The organism is Streptomyces sp. NPDC101118 (assembly GCF_044759445.1).
In the GTDB taxonomy this organism is placed as follows: domain Bacteria; phylum Actinomycetota; class Actinomycetes; order Streptomycetales; family Streptomycetaceae; genus Streptomyces.
The window spans coordinates 604,744-621,246 of sequence record NZ_JBIVZG010000001.1 but is presented as its reverse complement, the minus strand read 5'-3'; the positions used below and the strand labels follow the sequence as shown (position 1 = coordinate 621,246).

The following is a 16,503-nucleotide window of genomic DNA, read 5'->3' as shown; positions in this document are numbered from 1 at the left end:
CCGCCTCCCCGGGGGTGCGGGCGGGGGGCCCCCCCGCGGCGGGGGGTGGGCCCGGCGCCCGGTGGTGCGGGGGTCCCGCCCGTATCTGGTGGGGGCCCCCCGGGGCCCGGGGGCCCCACAACCGTCGATCATGGGATCAGCTGTCGAAGCCGAGGCCGAAGCGGTCCAGCGTCTTCAGCCAGAGGTTCCGGTGTCCGCTGCGCTCGTCGGCCCGGGCCAGCGACCACTTGGTCAGCGCGATGCCGGTCCACTTGAACGGCTCGGGCGGGAAGGGCATCGGCTTCGTACGGACCATCTTCAGCTCGGTCCGCTCGGTCCGCTCCCCCGCCAGCAGGTCCAGCATCACGTCCGCGCCGAAGCGCGTGGAGCCGACGCCGAGGCCGGTGTAGCCGGCGGCGTAGGCGACCTTGCCGGAGTACGCCTTGCCGAAGAAGGCGGAGAAGCGGGAGCAGGTGTCGATGGCGCCGCCCCAGGCGTGGCTGAAGCGGATCCCCTCCAGCTGCGGGAAGCAGGTGAAGAAGTGCCCGGCCAGCTTGAGGTAGGTCTCCGGCCGGTGGTCGTACTCGGAGTCGAGCTTGCCGCCGTAGGGATAGATGGCGTCGTAGCCGCCCCAGAGGATCCGGTTGTCGGCGGTGATCCGGAAGTAGTGGAACTGGTTGGCGCTGTCGCCCAGGCCCTGCCGGTTCTTCCAGCCGACGGCCGCGAGCTGCTCGGGCGTGAGCGGCTCGGTCATCAGCGCGTAGTCGTAGACCGGGACGGTGTACGGGCGGATGCGCTTGACCAGCGACGGGAAGATGTTGGTGCCGAGCGCCACCCGGCGGGCCTGCACCCGGCCGTACGGGGTGCGGACGGCCATCCCGGCGCCCGAGGAGGTGAGCTCCAGGCCGCGGGTGTTCTCGTAGATGCGTACGCCGAGCCCGAGGCAGGCCTCCTTGAGGCCCCACGCGAGCTTGGCGGGGTGCAGCATGGCGACGCCGTCGCGGTCCCACACCCCGCCGAGGAAGGTGGGCGAGTCGACCTCGGCGCGTACCTCGTCCTGGTCGAGGAAGACCGAGCCGTCGCCCAGGCCCAAGCGCTCGGCCTCGGCGTGCAGCTCCTTGAGCTCCTCCACCTGGTGCGGCTCCGTGGCCACGTCGATCTCGCCGGTGCGCTCGAAGTCGCACTCGATGCCGTAGCGGGCGACGGCCGCCTCGATGGCGTCGAGGTTGCGCGCGCCCAGCTCCTCCAGCCTCGGCAGTTCCTCGGGCCAGCGGGCGATGCCGTTGGCCAGGCCGTGCGTGAGGGAGGCGGCGCAGAAGCCGCCGTTCCGGCCGGAGGCGGCCCAGCCCGCCTCCTTGCTCTCGATCAGTACGACGTCCCGCCCGGGGTCGCGCTCCTTGGCCAGGAGCGCGGTCCACAGACCGGTGTAGCCGCCGCCGATGACGAGCAGGTCGCAGTGCTCGTCGCCGGTGAGGGCCGGCTGCGGGGCGGGCCTGCCGGGGTCGTCCAGCCAGTACGAGACCGGCAGTGCGTCGGAAAGGGATTGTGCAACGGTACGCATGGCGACTGGGGCCATGTCTTCCAACTCCTTACGGAACTGCTTGGTTCTGCGCGCTGAGTCCCGTGCTCAGTTCTGCGCCTGTTTCCTGCGCCGGCTGCTGACCGTCTGGCCGGCGAGCACCACCAGCACCGCGATGACGAACATCGCCGTACCGATGACGTTGATCTGCACGGGCGTGCCGCGCTGGGCCGATCCCCACACGAACATGGGGAAGGTGACCGTGTTGCCCGAGTTGAAGTTCGTGATGATGAAGTCGTCGAACGACAGGGCGAAGGAGAGCAGGGCACCGGCCGCGATGCCGGGGGCGGCGATCGGGAGGGTGACCCGGAGGAAGGTCTGCACCGGGCTCGCGTAGAGGTCCCGGGCGGCCTCCTCCAGCCTCGGGTCCATCGAGAGCACGCGCGCCTTGACGGCGGCCACGACGAAGCTGAGGCAGAACATGATGTGGGCGATCAGGATGGTCCAGAAGCCCAGCTCGATGCCCATGTTGAGGAAGAGGGCGAGCAGCGAGGCCGCCATCACGATCTCGGGCATCGCCATCGGCAGGAAGATCAGCGAGTTGACCGCGCCGCGCGCCCGGAAGCGGTACCTGACCAGGGCGAAGGCGATCATCGTGCCCAGGACGGTCGCGCCGATGGTCGACCAGAGGGCGATCTGGAGGGACAGGGAGAGGGAGCCGCACATGTCGGCGACGCCGCACGGGTCCTTCCAGGCCTCCAGGGAGAACTCCTGCCAGGCGTAGTTGAACCGCCCGGCGGGGTTGTTGAAGGAGAAGACCGTCACCACGACGTTCGGCAGGATCAGGTACGCGAGCGTGCCGAGGCCGGCGATGACGACGAAGTTGCGTCGGAGCCACTGCATCAGACCAGGTCCTCCGTTCCGGCGCGGCGGATGTAGACGGTGACCATGATCAGCACGATGGCCATCAGGATGAACGACAGCGCGGCCGCCGTGGGGTAGTCCAGGATCCGCAGGTACTGCGACTGGATGACGTTGCCGATCATGCGGGTGTCCGTCGAGCCGAGCAGCTCGGCGTTGACGTAGTCGCCGCTCGCCGGGATGAAGGTGAGCAGCGTGCCCGAGACCACGCCCGGCATCGACAGCGGGAAGGTCACCTTGCGGAAGGTGGTGGCCGGGGTGGCGTACAGGTCGCCGGCCGCCTCGTGCAGGCGGGTGTCGATGCGCTCCAGCGAGGTGTAGAGCGGCAGGATCATGAAGGGCAGGAAGTTGTACGTCAGACCGCAGACCACCGCCAGGGGCGTGGCCAGTACGCGGTCGCCCTCGGTCATGCCCAGCCAGCTGGTGACGTCCAGGACGTGCAGGGTGTTGAGCACGTCCACCACGACGCTGTCGTCCGCGAGGATCGTCTTCCAGGCGAGCGTGCGGATCAGGAAGCTGGTGAAGAACGGCGCGATCACCAGGATCAGCAGCAGGTTGCGCCAGCGGCCGGCCCGGAAGGCGATCAGGTACGCGAGCGGGTAGCCGAGCAGCAGGCACAGCACGGTCGCGGTGCCGGCGTACAGCAGCGAGCGCAGGAACTGCGGGAGGTACTCGGTGAAGGCGTCCCAGTAGGTCTGGAAGTGCCAGGTGACCTCGAAGCCCTGCTCCAGGGAGCCGGTCTGCACGGAGGTCGAGGCCTGGTAGACCATCGGCAGGACGAAGAAGACCAGCAGCCACAGGATGCCGGGGAGCAGCAGCCAGTACGGGACCAGCTTGCGCCGTACGGAGGGCCTGTGGACCGGCGGCTCCGCCTGCGGCGGGGCGGGGGGCGCTTCGGTGGCGGTCGTCATGCGCTCTCCCCGACCGTCTCGACGCCCGCGTCGATGTCCTGGGAGGCATCGAGGCCGAAGGTGTGCGCCGGGTTCCAGTGGAGGACGACCTCGGTGCCGGGGGTCAGGCGCGCGTCCCGCTCGATGTTCTGGACGTACACCTCCAGCTCCGGGCAGACCGGGCTGTCGATGACGAACTGGGTCGAGACGCCGATGAAGGAGGAGTTCACGATCCGGCCGGTCACCTTGTTGCGGCCGTCGGGGACGGTGTGCTCCTCGTCCGCCGGGACCAGGGAGATCTTCTCGGGGCGGACGCCGACCAGCAGCTGTCCGCCGGCACGGGGGGTCGTGGAACACCGCTCCGCCGGCAGGCGAAGCTTGCCGCCGGCCGCGGAGACGACCACGTCGCCGGAGCCGGCCTCCTCCACCGAGGTCTCGATCAGGTTCGAGGTGCCGAGGAAGTTGGCCACGAAGGTGGTGCGCGGGTTCTCGTACAGCTCCGCGGGGGCGCCGAGCTGCTCGACCCGGCCGCCGTTCATCACCGCGACCGTGTCGGCCATGGTCATGGCCTCCTCCTGGTCGTGGGTGACGTGCACGAAGGTGATGCCGACCTCGGTCTGGATGCGCTTGAGCTCCAGCTGCATCTGGCGGCGCAGCTTGAGGTCGAGGGCGCCGAGGGGCTCGTCGAGGAGGAGCACCTGCGGGTGGTTGATCAGGGCGCGGGCGACGGCGACGCGCTGCTGCTGGCCGCCGGAGAGCTGGTGCGGCTTCTTGCGGGCGTGCTCGCCGAGCTGGACGAGCTCGATCATGTCGTCCACCTGCTTCTTCACCGACTTGATGCCGCGGCGGCGCAGTCCGAAGGCGATGTTCTCGAAGATGTCCATGTGCGGGAAGAGCGCGTAGCTCTGGAACACCGTGTTCACCGGCCGCTTGTACGGCGCCAGGCCGGTGACGTCGCGGTCGCCGAGGTGGACCGTGCCGGTGGACGGGTCCTCCAGGCCGGCGATCATGCGCAGCGTGGTGGTCTTGCCGCAGCCGGAGGCGCCCAGCAGGGCGAAGAAGGAGCCCTGGGGGATGGTCAGGTCGAGCGGGTGCACGGCGGTGAAGGAGCCGTAGTGCTTGCTGATCCCGGTGAGGCGGACGTCGCCGCCCGCGGTCTTTTCAGTCATGGGTCGCGGTCCCGTGGTGTGGAATTCGGAAAGGGGGGCGGGCTCAGGCACCGATGAGCTTGGCGAACTTCTCCTCGTAGTCCCGCTCCTCGGCGACGGTGAGGGAACGGAACGCGTGGGACTTCGCGGCCATGGCCTTGTCCGGGATGATCAGGGGGTTGTCGGCCAGCGCGGGGTCGATCTTGGCAAGCTCGGGCTTGACGCCCTCGACCGGGCAGACGTAGTTGATGTACGCGGCGAGCTGGGCGGCGACCGGGGGCTCGTAGTAGTAGTCGATGAGCCGCTCGGCGTTGGTCTTGTGCCGTGCCTTGGCCGGGACCAGCAGGTTGTCCGTGGAGGTCATGTAGCCGGCGGCCGGGATGGCGTACTGGATGTCCGGGTTGTCGGCCTGGAGCTGGATGATGTCGCCGGCCCAGGCCAGACAGGCGGCGAGGTCGCCCTTGTCCAGGTCCGAGGTGTAGTCGTTGCCGGTGAAGCGGCGGATCTGCTTCTTGTCGACGCCCTTCTGCAGGCGGGCGATCGCGGCGTCGTAGTCCGGGGTGGTGAAGGTGGCGGGGTCCTTGCCCATGTCGAGCAGGGTCATGCCGACGGTGTCGCGCATCTCCGTCAGGAAGCCGACGCGGCCCTTCAGGGTCGGGTCGTCGAGCATCTGCGTGACGGAGTCGACCTTCTTCCCGCCGGTGGCCTTCGTGTTGTACGCGATGACCGTCGAGATGCCGGTCCACGGGTAGGAGAAGGCGCGGCCCGGGTCCCAGTCGGGCATCCGGAACTGCTGCGACAGGTTGGCGAAGGCGTGCGGCAGGTGGGCCGGGTCGAGCTGCTGCACCCAGCCGAGCTTGATCATGCGCGCGGCCAGCCAGTCGGTGACGACGATGAGGTCGCGGCCGGTCTCCTGGCCCGCGGCGAGCTGCGGCCTGATCTTCCCGAAGAACTCGACGTTGTCGTTGATGTCCTCGGTGTACTTGACCTTGATCCCGGTGCGTTTGGTGAACTCCTCCAGGGTCGGCCGGTGCTTCTCGTCCTCGCTGGTGTCCATGTACTCGGTCCAGTTGGAGAAGTTGATCACCTTCTCCTGGGCCGAATGGTCGTCGTCGGCGGGGGCGGAGCCGTCGTTCCGCTTGGCCGGCGGGATGCCGCACGCGCTCAGGGTGCCGAGGCCGCCCAGAGTCAGTGCGCCGATCCCCGACGCGCGCAGCAGCGAGCGGCGCGTCAGGGCGCCGCGCCCGCTGGTGAGGCTGCGTCGCATCGCCGCGACTTCCGCCGAGGAGAGCTCGGGCTCGTGGTGCTCCATGCGCTGGGCCCTTTCCAATGTGTCGTGTTCCGCTGGTCGGGCGGAGCGCTGTTTATCGGTCCCCGAAGATCGTGCGGTGCCAGTCCTTGCGCGGCACCCCGGTGTTGTCGTACATCACGTGCTTGACCTGCGTGTACTCCTCGAAGGAGTACGCCGACATGTCCTTTCCGTAGCCGCTGGCCTTGTAGCCGCCGTGCGGCATCTCGCTGATGATCGGGATGTGGTCGTTGACCCAGACGCAGCCCGCCTTGATCTCGCGGGTGGCGCGGTTGGCCCGGTACACGTCGCGGCTCCAGGCGGAGGCGGCGAGCCCGTACGGGGTGTCGTTGGCGAGCTCGATGCCCTCGTCGTCGGTGTCGAAGGGCAGCACCGCGAGGACCGGCCCGAAGATCTCGGACTGGACGACCTCGCTGTCCTGGGCCGCGTCCGCGATCAGCGTGGGCAGATAGTACGCGCCGTCCGCGAGGTCCCCTCCGGGCGCCTCGCCGCCGGTGACGACGGTGGCGTACCCGCGGGCGCGCTCGACGAAGGCGGCGACCCGGTCGCGCTGGACGTGGGAGACCAGCGGGCCGAGGTCGGTGCCGGGGGCGAACGGGTCGCCGACGCGTACGGACGCCATCAGCTCCGCGACGCGGGCGACGAAGGCGTCGTAGACGGGGCGCTGGACGTACGCGCGGGTGGCGGCGGTGCAGTCCTGGCCGGTGTTGATGAGGGAGGCGGCGACCGCGCCGTTGGCGGCGGCCTCCAGGTCGGCGTCGTCGAAGACCACGAAGGGGGCCTTGCCGCCGAGCTCCAGGTGGAGCCGCTTGACGGTGGCGGTGGCGATCTCGGCGACCCGCTTGCCGACCGCCGTGGAGCCGGTGAAGGAGGTCATGGCCACGTCGGGGTGGCCCACGAGGTGCTCGCCCGCCTCGCGGCCGGCGCCCGTGACGATGTTGATCACGCCGTCGGGGATGCCCGCCTCCTTCGCCGCCTGGGCGAACATCAGGGAGGTCAGGGGCGTCAGCTCGGCCGGCTTGAGGACGATCGTGTTGCCCGCGGCGACGGCCGGGAGGATCTTCCAGGCGGCCATCTGGAGCGGGTAGTTCCAGGGGGCGATGGAGCCGACCACGCCGATCGGCTCCCGGCGTACGTACGAGGTGTGGTCACCGGAGTACTCGCCGGCGGCCTGGCCCTGGAGGTGACGGGCGGCGCCTGCGAAGAAGGCGGTGTTGTCGATCGTGCCCGGCACGTCGAACTCGGTGGTGAGCTTGAGCGGCTTGCCGCACTGCAGGGACTCGGCGTAAGCGAAGTCCCCGGCCTGCTCGGCGAGGACCGTGGCGAGGCGGTGCAGGGCGTCGGAGCGCTCGCCGGGGGTGGCGGCGGCCCAGCCCGGGAAGGCGGCCTTGGCGGCGGCCACGGCCTCGTCCACGTCGACGGTGGAGGCGAGGGCGTAGGTGAGGACCTCCTCGCCGGTGGCCGGGTTCACCACGGTGTGTGATTGTCCGGAGGTCCCGGTCCTCAGCTTTCCGTCGATGAATTGTGCGCCGTCCGCGAAGCGGTCCTTAACCTGGAAGCGGTTGCCCATCACGCTCTCCGTAGCTCCAGCTCGAATTGAGTGCCGATCCTGACAGAGGCCTTCTCCTCCAACAAGTGATTCCGTTGTTGCCTTTTGGTTACGCGACGGAATCGGTCGACCATGTGTCGCTTGGGAGGAGAAATCCCGTACGAAGTGTCAGTGGCGACTGCCAGACTCGCGTGCATGGAGAAGATCGACAAGTTGATCGGGCAGGTCAACCGGGGTGAGCGAGTGAAGTACCTGCCCTTCTGGGGGCACCGGCCGCGGGCCGACGGGACGCTCGGGCCGAGCTGTCTCTCACAGTGGTGGCCCTCGCCGTTCACCGTGGGTGACGTCGAGTACGCCACGGCGGAGCACTGGATGATGGCCGGCAAGGCGCGGCTCTTCGGGGACGAGGAGGCACTGGCCGTCGCCCTGGCCGCGCCGACACCTGCCGAGGCCAAGAAGGCCGGGCGGCTGGTGCGCGGGTTCGACGACGCGGTGTGGGAGCGCGAGCGGTACGCCATCGTGGTCGAGGGCAGCGTGCACAAGTTCGGCTCCGACCCGGCCCTGCGCTCCTTCCTCCTGGGGACGGGCGAGCGGGTGCTGGTGGAGGCGAGCCCGCTGGACCGGATCTGGGGCATCGGGCTGGCCGCCGACTCGCCGGACGCGCTGGTGCCGGAGCGGTGGCGCGGGCTGAACCTGCTGGGGTTCGCCCTGATGGACGCCCGGGAGCGGCTGCGGGCGGGCGAGTAGCGGCGGGCGGGGGCACGGCTGCCGGCGGACGCGCGGGGCGCGCGGGAACGGCGCCCGGCACGGCCTCGCAGGAGCCGGACGGCGGATGCCGTCCGGCGGGCGGGGCAGGCCGGGGCCCCTAATTCGGTGGCGGCGGTGCGGGGGCCCGCCTAGGCTCCGCGTCGTTGCCACGCGCCTCCCGGTGCGCGGGCTGCGGTTACTTCCTTTTCTGACACAAGTGACGCCGCCGCCCCTTTCCGATCTCGGGAGGCCGCCGTGCGCGGCCCACGGCCCGGCGGCCGGTTCCATCCGCCCGCCGGGCCCGGCTCCGCCTTCGCCGAGACTGAATCCGGGGGGATTCGCCTGCCTCGCTTCCACCGCCGCGAGTCCAAGACCTGGTCCACCATGCTCGTGTCGCCGTCCGTGGCGGCGGCCGCCCGGATGCCCGCCCTGCTGAGGGAGGGCGGCGGCATGTGGCGGGGGGCCTACACCGACCAGGGCGGCAAGGGGTACGTCCGCGACCCGCGGTCCGAGCTGTTCGTCCTCGCCGTCGCCCTCTTCGCGGGTGAGGAGACCACCGCCGAGACCGCCGCCGCCCGCGAGCACCGCTACACCCTCCTCGTCCGGCAGCTCGCCGTCGAGGACCCGGAGTGGACGGCCGGGCTGCTCGCCTGGCTGCGCGGCACGGCCCACATGCGCAGGGCGTCCCTCGTCGGCGCGGCCGCCTACGTGAAGGCCCGCCTCGACGCCGGAGCCACCGGGGGCCCCTCCAACCGGGGCGTCGTCGACTCCGTGCTCCAGCGGGCCGACGAGCCCGGCGCGCTGCTGGCCCACTGGACGGCCACGTACGGGCGGGCCCTGCCCCAGCCCGTGAAGCGCGGCGTCGCCGACGCCGTGCGGCGGCTGTACCACGGGCGGTCCCTGCTCAAGTACGACACCGCCGCGCAGGAGTTCCGCTTCGGCGACGTCCTCAACCTCACGCACGCCACGCCCGATCCGGCCAAGCCCTGGCAGGGCGACCTGTTCCGGCACGCCCTGGACCGCCGGCACCATCCCGCGCGGGCCGTCCCGCCCGCCTCGGTGCCGGTGCTCGGCGCACACCGCGAGCTGATGGCGCTCCCGGTGGCGGAGCGGCGGCCGGCCGTCACGGGTGCAGGCGGCGCCGAACGGCTGGCGCGGGCCGGGCTGACCTGGGAGGCGCTGGCCGGCTGGCTCCAGGGTCCGCTGGACGCCGCCGCCTGGGAGGCGGTCATCCCGTCCATGGGCCCGATGGCTCTGGTGCGGAACCTGCGCAACTTCGACGGGGCGGGCGTCTCCGACGAGGTGGCCGCGCTGGTGGCCGAGAAGATCGCGGACCCGGAGGTGGTCGCCGCCTCGCGGCAGTTCCCCTTCCGCTACCTGGCCGCGCACCGCCACGCGCCCTCGGCGCGCTGGGCGGAGCCGCTGGAGCGGGCGCTGGGCCACTCGCTGGCGAACGTACCGGCCCTGCCGGGCCGGACGCTGGTGCTGGTGGACCGCTCCGGGTCGATGTGGGAGCCGCTGTCGGAGCGCTCGCAGCTGAACCGGGCCGACGCGGCCGCCGTGTTCGGCACCGCGCTGGCGCTGCGGGCCGAGGCGGCGGACCTGGTGCAGTTCGGGTCGTACAGCCACCGGGTGCGGTACGAGCCGGGCGAGGGTGTGCTCCGGATCCTGGAGCGGTTCCGGGAACTCGGCGGCACCGAGACGATCGCGGCCGTGGTCAAGCACTACGAGCGGCACGACCGGGTCCTGATCATCACCGACGAGCAGGCCGCCCCGCACAGCCGTCTGGGCCACCCGGCCTCCCGGGTCCCCTCGCGCGTCCCCGTCTACACGTGGAACCTGGGGGGCCACCGGGTCGGCCACGTGCCCGCGGACCTGCCGACCCGCCACACCTTCGGCGGGCTCACCGACGCGGCCTTCCGCATGGTGCCCCTGCTGGAGGCCGGCCTCCGGGGCGCCTGGCCCTGGCTCGCGCACGACTGAGCCGGACGGCCCCTGCCGGAGTGCCGGCTCCCCGGGCGGCGTACCGGCCGGGGAGCCGGGTCCCGTCCCGGACGGGACCCGGTCCGGCTAGCGCTCGACGACCAGGCTGGTCGAGAACGCCGGCGGGTCCTCGTCGTAGTCGTACTCGCTGCTGCCGCCCTCGCGGTCGAATATTGCGCCCGCGATGATCAGCCCGAACATCACCGCGCCGAGCACGATGCCCACGGCCCCGAGGATGATGCCGGCCAGCGCCTGGCCCGCGTTGTCGGCCTCGCCCCGCTTGGCGCGGGACCGGCCGAGCACCCCGAAGACCACCGCCGCGACGCCGATGAGCACCGCGAAGATGCTGGCGCAGAAGAGCACGACCGCGAGGATGCCCAGCACCAGCGCCGTCACACCGAAGCCGTTCCTCAGCTGGGGGCCGCCCCAGCCCTGGCCGTAGCCCGGGTATCCGGGGTAGCCGGGGTAACCAGGGTGGCCCGCGTACCCGGGGTACTGCTGCGCCGGGCCGCCGGGGTAGCCGTAACCCTGCTCCGGCCCCGGTGCCCCGTACGCCGGTACGGCCGGCTGGGCGTAGGCCGGCGTGCCGGGACCCGGCACCGGCGGCTGGCCGTACGCCGGGGTCTGCCCGGCACCCGGCAGGCCCCCGGCCATGGTCGGCTGGTCGTGGACCCCCTGCCGCGGCGGCTCCGCCGCGGGCTTCTTCTCCAGCGGCACGCTCGGGCTCTCCGGCGGCGCCCACGGATCCCGCGCCCCCGCTCCCGGGTTCTCTTCGGACATTTCGGCGCCCCCCATTCTCGTACGGCCATGCTAAGCGCTGCCCCTGACACCCCGACGGCCTGCCTACGATGAGGGCGACCTGCCCGCACCGCCGTCACCCCGGAGGACCCCGTGCCCGATCTCCACTCCTTCATCGCTGGGCTGCCGAAGGCGGAACTCCACGTGCACCACGTCGGGTCCGCCTCCCCGCGCATCGTGGCCGAACTGGCCGCGCGGCACCCCGACTCGAAGGTGCCGACGGACCCCGAGGCGCTGGCGGACTACTTCACCTTCACCGACTTCGCGCACTTCATCGAGGTCTACCTCTCGGTCGTCGACCTCATCCGCACCCCGGAGGACGTCCGGCTGCTGACCTACGAGGTCGCCCGCGACATGGCCCGCCAGAACATCCGGTACGCCGAGCTGACCATCACGCCGTACAGCTCCACCCGCCGCGGCATCGACGAGCGCGCCTTCATGGACGCCATCGAGGACGCGCGGAAGGCTGCCGAGGCCGAGCTCGGCGTCGTCCTGCGCTGGTGCTTCGACATCCCCGGCGAGGCCGGGCTGGAGGCGGCCGAGGAGACCGCGCGGCTCGCCGTCGACCTGCGCCCTGAGGGCCTGGTCTCGTTCGGCCTCGGCGGCCCCGAGATCGGCGTCCCGCGCCCGCAGTTCAAGCCGTACTTCGACCGGGCCATCGCCGCCGGACTGCACAGCGTGCCGCACGCGGGCGAGACCACGGGCCCGGAGACCATCTGGGACGCCCTGCGCGTCCTGGGTGCCGAACGGATCGGCCACGGCACGAGCGCCCCGATGGACCCGGAGCTGCTCGCGTACCTGGCCGAGCACCGGATCGCGCTGGAGGTCTGCCCGACCTCGAACATCGCCACCCGCGCGGTCACCGACCTGGACCGGCACCCGGTGAAGGAGATGGTCAAGGCCGGCGTGCTGGTCACCATCAACAGCGACGACCCGCCGATGTTCGGCACCGACCTCAACAACGAGTACGCGGTGGCCGCGCGCCTGCTGGAGCTGGACGAGAAGGGGCTCGCCGCCCTCGCGAAGAACGCCGTCGAGGCCTCCTTCCTGGACCCGGCGGGCAAGGCGCGGCTGGCCGAGGAGATCGACACGTACACGAACGCCTGGCTGGCCCGCTGACCTGGGCCGAGAATGGGGCGCATGCGCACCGACCACGCCCCCGTCGCGTATCCCGCCTCCCGCACCGTCCACGCCGTCGGCCACCGCGGCGACCCGTACCTCGTCCGCGAGAACACGCTGGCCTCGCTGCGCTCCGCCGTGGCGCGGGGCGCGGACGCGGTGGAGATCGACGTCCGGCTGACCAGCGACGGGGTGCCGGTGCTGCTGCACGACGAGTCGTTCCGGCGGCTGTGGAGCGACGCCCGTCCGGTGGTGTCGCTGACCGCGGCCGAGGTGCACGAGCTGTCGGACGGCGGGGTGCCGACCCTGCGGGAGGCGCTGGAGGCGACCGGGCCGGCGCGGGTGATGATCGACCTGCCGGGCGCGATGGCCGGGACGGTGCGCGAGGTGGTGGGCGTGGTGCGGGAGTGCGGGGCGCGCGAGCGCGTGTACTACTGCGCCGGGGCCACCACGATGCTGGCCGTGCGGGCCGCCGATCCGGGCGCGGAGATCGCGATGACCTGGACCTCGGTGTGCCCACCGAGCCGGTCGCTGGTGGAGGCGGTGGCGCCGCGCTGGCTGAACTACCGCTTCGGGGTGCTCAGCCGGGATCTGGTGGAGGCGCTGCACGCGGACGGGTTCCTGGTGTCCGCCTGGACGGCCGACACGAAGCGGACGATGCGGAAGCTGATCGACATGGGCGTGGACTCGGTGACCACGAACCGGGTGGCCGCGCTGGTCGAGGTGCGGGCGGCGGCCGGGGCCGTCGGGCTGCCGCGGTGATACCCGGCGGCGCGCGCTGCCGGGAGGGGGTCCGGCGGGTCGGGGTCCTCCGGGCGGGGTTCCGGCTGGCGGGGTTCCGGCTGGCGGGGTTCCGGCGGGTGGGGCGGGAGCGGCCCTGGGGGCTGGACCTGGGGCTGACGGTGCTGGTGCAGCTGGCGGTGACGATGCCGTTCGTGCTGCCTCGGGAGGCCGGGCTGCCGCCGGTGACCTGGGGTGCGTACGCCCTGACGTCGCTCGGGGTGGTGCCGCTGGTGTGGCGGCGGCGGTGGCCGGTGGCGGTGCTGGTCGCGGTGCTCGCGGTGGGCGGGGTCTACCGGCTCGCGCTCGACGGTCCCGGCCAGCCGCTGCCGTACGCGGGCCTGATCGCCTTCTACACGGTGGCGCTGCAGTGCGCGGCGCGGGTGCGGGCGGCGGTGGGCGGCATCACCGTGGTGGTGCTGGCGCTGTCGGTGTACTGGAACACCGGGACGGCGCGCGAGCTGTTCTTCACCGGGTTCTGCGCGGCGGCCGCGTACGTCCTGGGGCGCCTGCAGTTCACCCGGCACGCCTACACGGCGGCGGTCGAGGAGCGGGCCGCCCAGCTGGAGCGGGCGAACCGGATCGAGGCGGAGCAGGCCGCCGCCCGGGAACGCGCCCGGATCGCGCGGGAGATGCACGACATCCTGTCGCACGCCGTCAGCATCATGATCGTGCAGGCGGAGGCCGGTCCGGTGGCGGTGCGGCGGGCCCCGGAGCGGGCGGAGGCGGCGTTCGACGCGATCGCGGAGACCGGCCGGGACGCGATGGCGCAGCTGCGGCGGATGCTGGGCGTGCTGCGCGATGAGGGCGCCGGGGCCACGGTGCCCGCGCCGCGGGCGCCGCAGCCGGGGGTGGGGGTGCTGCCCGGGCTGCTGGAGCGGGTGCGGCTCGGGGGCCTGGACGTGGTGTACGAGGAGCGCGGTACGGCAAGGCCGCTGCCGGCGGCGGTGGACACGACGGTGTACCGGATCGTGCAGGAGGCGCTGACGAACGTGGTGAAGCACGCGGGCGCCACCCGGGTGGTGGTGGCTCTGGAGTGGGAGGCGGACGGCGTGTCCCTCACCGTCACGGATGACGGGCGGGGTCCCGCTGCGGAGGGACCGGGGGGAGGCGGCCACGGTCTGATCGGGATCCGGGAGCGTGCGGCGGCGCACGGGGGTACCGCTGTGGTGGGACGGGGTCCCTCCGGAGGGTTCAGGGTGGCGGTGCGGCTTGTAACCTCGCCGCGGGAGGTGGGTAGTTGACGATCCGTGTGGTGGTGGCGGACGACCAGGAGCTGGTGCGCAGCGGGTTCGCGATGATCCTCGACGTCCAGGAGGACATCGAGGTGGTGGCCGAGGCGGGCGACGGCGCGGCGGCCGTGGCGGCGGTGCGGCGGCACTCCCCCGACGTGGCGCTGCTGGACGTGCGGATGCCGGGGACGGACGGGATCGAGGCCTGCCGGGTGATCTCGGCCGAGTCGGCGTGCCGGACGGTGATGCTGACGACCTTCGACTCGGACGAGTACGTGTACGAGGCGCTGCACGCGGGGGCCAGCGGGTTCCTGCTCAAGGACGTGCGGCGGGACGACCTGGTGCACGCGGTGCGGGTGGTGGCGGCCGGGGAGTCGCTGCTGGCGCCGTCGGTGGCGCGCCGGCTGATCGAGGAGTACACGGCGGCGACGGCCCGGCCGGCGGCGTCGGTGCCCGCGGGTGCTGCGGCCCGGCTGGACGTGCTGACGGCGCGCGAGCGGGAGACGCTGCTGCACCTGGGGCGGGGGCTGTCGAACGCCGAGATCGCCGGGGCCCTGGTGGTGAGCGAGCACACCGTGAAGACCCACGTGGGCAACGTCCTGGCCAAGCTGGGCCTGCGGGACCGGATCCAGGCGGTCATCTGCGCGTACGAGACGGGGCTGATCGCCGCAGGTACTCCCTCCGGGGAGTGAGGCGAGGGCGGGCGGCCTCGCTCGCGCGAGGGATTTGTCGTACCGCTGAAGACCGCTCTGCCAGGTGATTCGCCGGAAGACGCAGGTCAGCAGGATGGTCCGTGTCGCCGAGAACGGCTGACGGTCACGCGGTCCGGCTGGTCCGGGCCCGGTCACACGGGGAGTCCACCATGAACGCACGCACGCGCACGCTGCTCGCCGCCGCCCTGGTCCTGGGGGTCGCGGCGGGTCCGGTCGCACCGGCCGCGGTCGCCGCGGTGCCCGCCCGGACGGCGGTGCGGGAGGCTCCGGTCTTCTCGACCCCGCCGGACGCGGCGGCGCTGCGGGCGGCGCTGGCCGGGCTGCCGAGCGGTTCTGCGACGGCCGCGCTGGTCCGGGTCGGGGGCAGCAGCGGGAGCTGGGCCGGTGCGGCCGGGGTGGCGGACCTCCGTACGGGCCGCGGGGCCATGGCGCACGCCCGGTTCCGCGCGGGCTCGGTGACCAAGGTGTTCACCGCGGCGGTGGTGCTCCGGCTCGCGGCGGAGCGGAGGCTGGACCTGGACCGTCCGGTGCAGGAGTACCTGCCGGGGCTGCTGCCCGGCACCTTCGAGCCGGTGACGGTCCGGCAGCTGCTGAACCACACGAGCGGCATCGGGGCGGCGGACGGTCCCGGCGATGCGTTCGAGGCCCAGTGGGCGGCCCGGTTCGACCGCACGGACCCGCGGGAGCAGATCGCGAACGCCGTCGCGAAGGGGCCGGAGTTCCGGCCGGGCACTGCCCAGCACTACCTCAACATCAACTACACCGTACTGGGCGTGCTCATCGAGGAGGTGACGGGACGTCCGTACGAGGAGGCCGTGGCCGCTCGGATCCTGAAGCCCCTGGGCCTGCGCCAGACCTCGTACCCCGGCTCCGATCCGCGGATGCACGGGCCGCACCACCACGGATACCAGGCGGTGGAGCGTGCCGACGGCTCCACGGAGCTGCGGGACGTGACGGTCTGGGAGTCCACCAGCCGCTGGGCGGCGGGCGACATCATCTCGACCACGGCGGACCTGGAGCGGTTCACGGCGGCGCTGTTCCGCGGGCAGGTGGTGCCGGAGCCGCAGCTGACCGAGATGTTCACCGTGCCGCAGGTGAAGGACTTCGTGTCGGGCAAGCCGGCCCAGCTGACGGCGGGGATGTCGCGGCTGGTCCTGCCGGACGGCACGGTGGCCTGGGGCAAGACGGGCGGCCGCTTCGGCTACAGCACGGCTATGGGCGCCACCCGTGACCTCTCCCGCACGCTGGTCTACTCGGTCAACTCCACGGACGCCAAGGGCGAACGGACGGACCCGGTGACCCTGGGCATAGTCCTGGCTGCCTTCAGGAAGTGACCGGCAGGGCCTCCAGGCGCTTGATCATGCGGTGCACGATCAGCAGCGGAAGGATCCCGAAGACCCCGAAGGACATGTCGATGACGGTCCACCAGAAGGGGATCCCGCGGACGGGTCCGCAGGCGAGGGCCAGCGGGATGATGCCGACGCAGGCGATCATCCCGAACTCGACGACCCAGACGTTGCGGACCGGGTCGCGGTAGGGCCCGTAGAAGGCGACGGCGATGACCAGGTGCGCGAACGCCAGCCAGTCGGTGCCGTAGAGGAGGAAGGGGTAATCGGCGTCGGCCTGTTCGAGGCCGGCGCGGACCCGGTGGATCCAGTCGGATTCCACCAGCCCGTCCAGCAGGCGCAGTTCGGTGACGAGGGGGAAGGCGGTGGCGCCGCTGAGGACCAGGCAGACGATGAAAATGGCCAACCAGACGCGTATTCGCCGCAGGAGGGCGCTTCGCTCGCTCATGGCAGCAGCGTACGACGAACTC

The 16,503-nt window shown here is 72.1% G+C and carries 15 protein-coding genes; 7 read left to right on the top strand and 8 right to left on the bottom strand.

The window, feature by feature from the left end:
- Positions 1–136: 136 nt before the first annotated feature.
- The 6 genes from ACIQUQ_RS02745 to ACIQUQ_RS02720 are packed head-to-tail and all read right to left on the bottom strand — an operon-like array spanning position 137 to position 7,336.
- Positions 137–1,555 (bottom strand): NAD(P)/FAD-dependent oxidoreductase, encoded by a 1,419-nt coding sequence (locus ACIQUQ_RS02745; protein WP_403970394.1) that lies wholly within the window; start codon positions 1,553–1,555, stop codon positions 137–139.
- A gap of 51 nt (positions 1,556–1,606) precedes the next feature.
- Positions 1,607–2,401, bottom strand: coding sequence for an ABC transporter permease (locus ACIQUQ_RS02740; protein ID WP_403970391.1), 795 nt, complete (start codon positions 2,399–2,401; stop codon positions 1,607–1,609).
- Positions 2,401–3,330 (bottom strand): ABC transporter permease, encoded by a 930-nt coding sequence (locus tag ACIQUQ_RS02735; RefSeq protein WP_403970388.1) that lies wholly within the window; start codon positions 3,328–3,330, stop codon positions 2,401–2,403. The genes ACIQUQ_RS02740 and ACIQUQ_RS02735 overlap by 1 nt, the downstream gene beginning before the upstream one ends.
- Positions 3,327–4,478, bottom strand: coding sequence for an ABC transporter ATP-binding protein (locus ACIQUQ_RS02730; RefSeq protein WP_403970385.1), 1,152 nt, complete (start codon positions 4,476–4,478; stop codon positions 3,327–3,329). Before ACIQUQ_RS02730 ends, ACIQUQ_RS02735 begins: the two co-directional genes overlap by 4 nt.
- Positions 4,479–4,521: 43 nt before the next feature.
- Entirely contained in the window at positions 4,522–5,769 is a 1,248-nt protein-coding gene (locus ACIQUQ_RS02725) for a spermidine/putrescine ABC transporter substrate-binding protein (RefSeq protein ID WP_399952788.1), read from the bottom strand.
- Between the two features lie 52 nt (positions 5,770–5,821).
- On the bottom strand, positions 5,822–7,336 hold the full coding sequence (locus ACIQUQ_RS02720; protein ID WP_403970382.1) for a gamma-aminobutyraldehyde dehydrogenase: 1,515 nt from the start codon (positions 7,334–7,336) through the stop codon (positions 5,822–5,824).
- 174 nt (positions 7,337–7,510) lie between these two features.
- Here ACIQUQ_RS02720 and ACIQUQ_RS02715 point away from each other — a divergent pair, with 174 nt between their 5' ends.
- Positions 7,511–8,062: an NADAR family protein gene (locus ACIQUQ_RS02715; RefSeq protein ID WP_403970379.1), complete on the top strand. Its 552-nt coding sequence runs from the start codon at positions 7,511–7,513 to the stop codon at positions 8,060–8,062.
- Positions 8,063–8,482: 420 nt separating this feature from the next.
- The gene (locus ACIQUQ_RS02710; protein WP_403970599.1) at positions 8,483–10,045 is read left to right on the top strand and encodes a TROVE domain-containing protein; all 1,563 of its coding nucleotides are present in this window, start codon (positions 8,483–8,485) and stop codon (positions 10,043–10,045) included.
- A gap of 87 nt (positions 10,046–10,132) precedes the next feature.
- On the opposite strand, the gene ACIQUQ_RS02705 is transcribed toward ACIQUQ_RS02710, so the two are convergent.
- Positions 10,133–10,825, bottom strand: a complete 693-nt coding sequence (locus ACIQUQ_RS02705) for a DUF4190 domain-containing protein (protein ID WP_403970377.1) — start codon at positions 10,823–10,825, stop codon at positions 10,133–10,135.
- A 111-nt stretch (positions 10,826–10,936) separates the two neighbouring features.
- Between ACIQUQ_RS02705 and ACIQUQ_RS02700 the strand changes: the two genes are divergently transcribed.
- The 5 genes from ACIQUQ_RS02700 to ACIQUQ_RS02680 all read left to right on the top strand — a co-directional run bounded on the left by ACIQUQ_RS02700 (position 10,937) and on the right by ACIQUQ_RS02680 (position 16,021).
- Positions 10,937–11,962: an adenosine deaminase gene (locus ACIQUQ_RS02700; protein WP_403970376.1), complete on the top strand. Its 1,026-nt coding sequence runs from the start codon at positions 10,937–10,939 to the stop codon at positions 11,960–11,962.
- A gap of 21 nt (positions 11,963–11,983) precedes the next feature.
- Positions 11,984–12,724: a glycerophosphodiester phosphodiesterase gene (locus ACIQUQ_RS02695; RefSeq protein WP_403970373.1), complete on the top strand. Its 741-nt coding sequence runs from the start codon at positions 11,984–11,986 to the stop codon at positions 12,722–12,724.
- Between the two features lie 98 nt (positions 12,725–12,822).
- Positions 12,823–13,986, top strand: coding sequence for a sensor histidine kinase (locus ACIQUQ_RS02690; RefSeq protein WP_403970370.1), 1,164 nt, complete (start codon positions 12,823–12,825; stop codon positions 13,984–13,986).
- Positions 13,983–14,666 (top strand): response regulator, encoded by a 684-nt coding sequence (locus ACIQUQ_RS02685; RefSeq protein ID WP_403970367.1) that lies wholly within the window; start codon positions 13,983–13,985, stop codon positions 14,664–14,666. The genes ACIQUQ_RS02690 and ACIQUQ_RS02685 overlap by 4 nt, the downstream gene beginning before the upstream one ends.
- Before the next feature lie 170 nt (positions 14,667–14,836).
- On the top strand, positions 14,837–16,021 hold the full coding sequence (locus ACIQUQ_RS02680; protein ID WP_403970365.1) for a serine hydrolase domain-containing protein: 1,185 nt from the start codon (positions 14,837–14,839) through the stop codon (positions 16,019–16,021).
- On the opposite strand, the gene ACIQUQ_RS02675 is transcribed toward ACIQUQ_RS02680, so the two are convergent.
- On the bottom strand, positions 16,011–16,481 hold the full coding sequence (locus ACIQUQ_RS02675) for a hypothetical protein (protein ID WP_403970363.1): 471 nt from the start codon (positions 16,479–16,481) through the stop codon (positions 16,011–16,013). The genes ACIQUQ_RS02680 and ACIQUQ_RS02675 overlap by 11 nt on opposite strands.
- Positions 16,482–16,503: the final 22 nt, after the last annotated feature.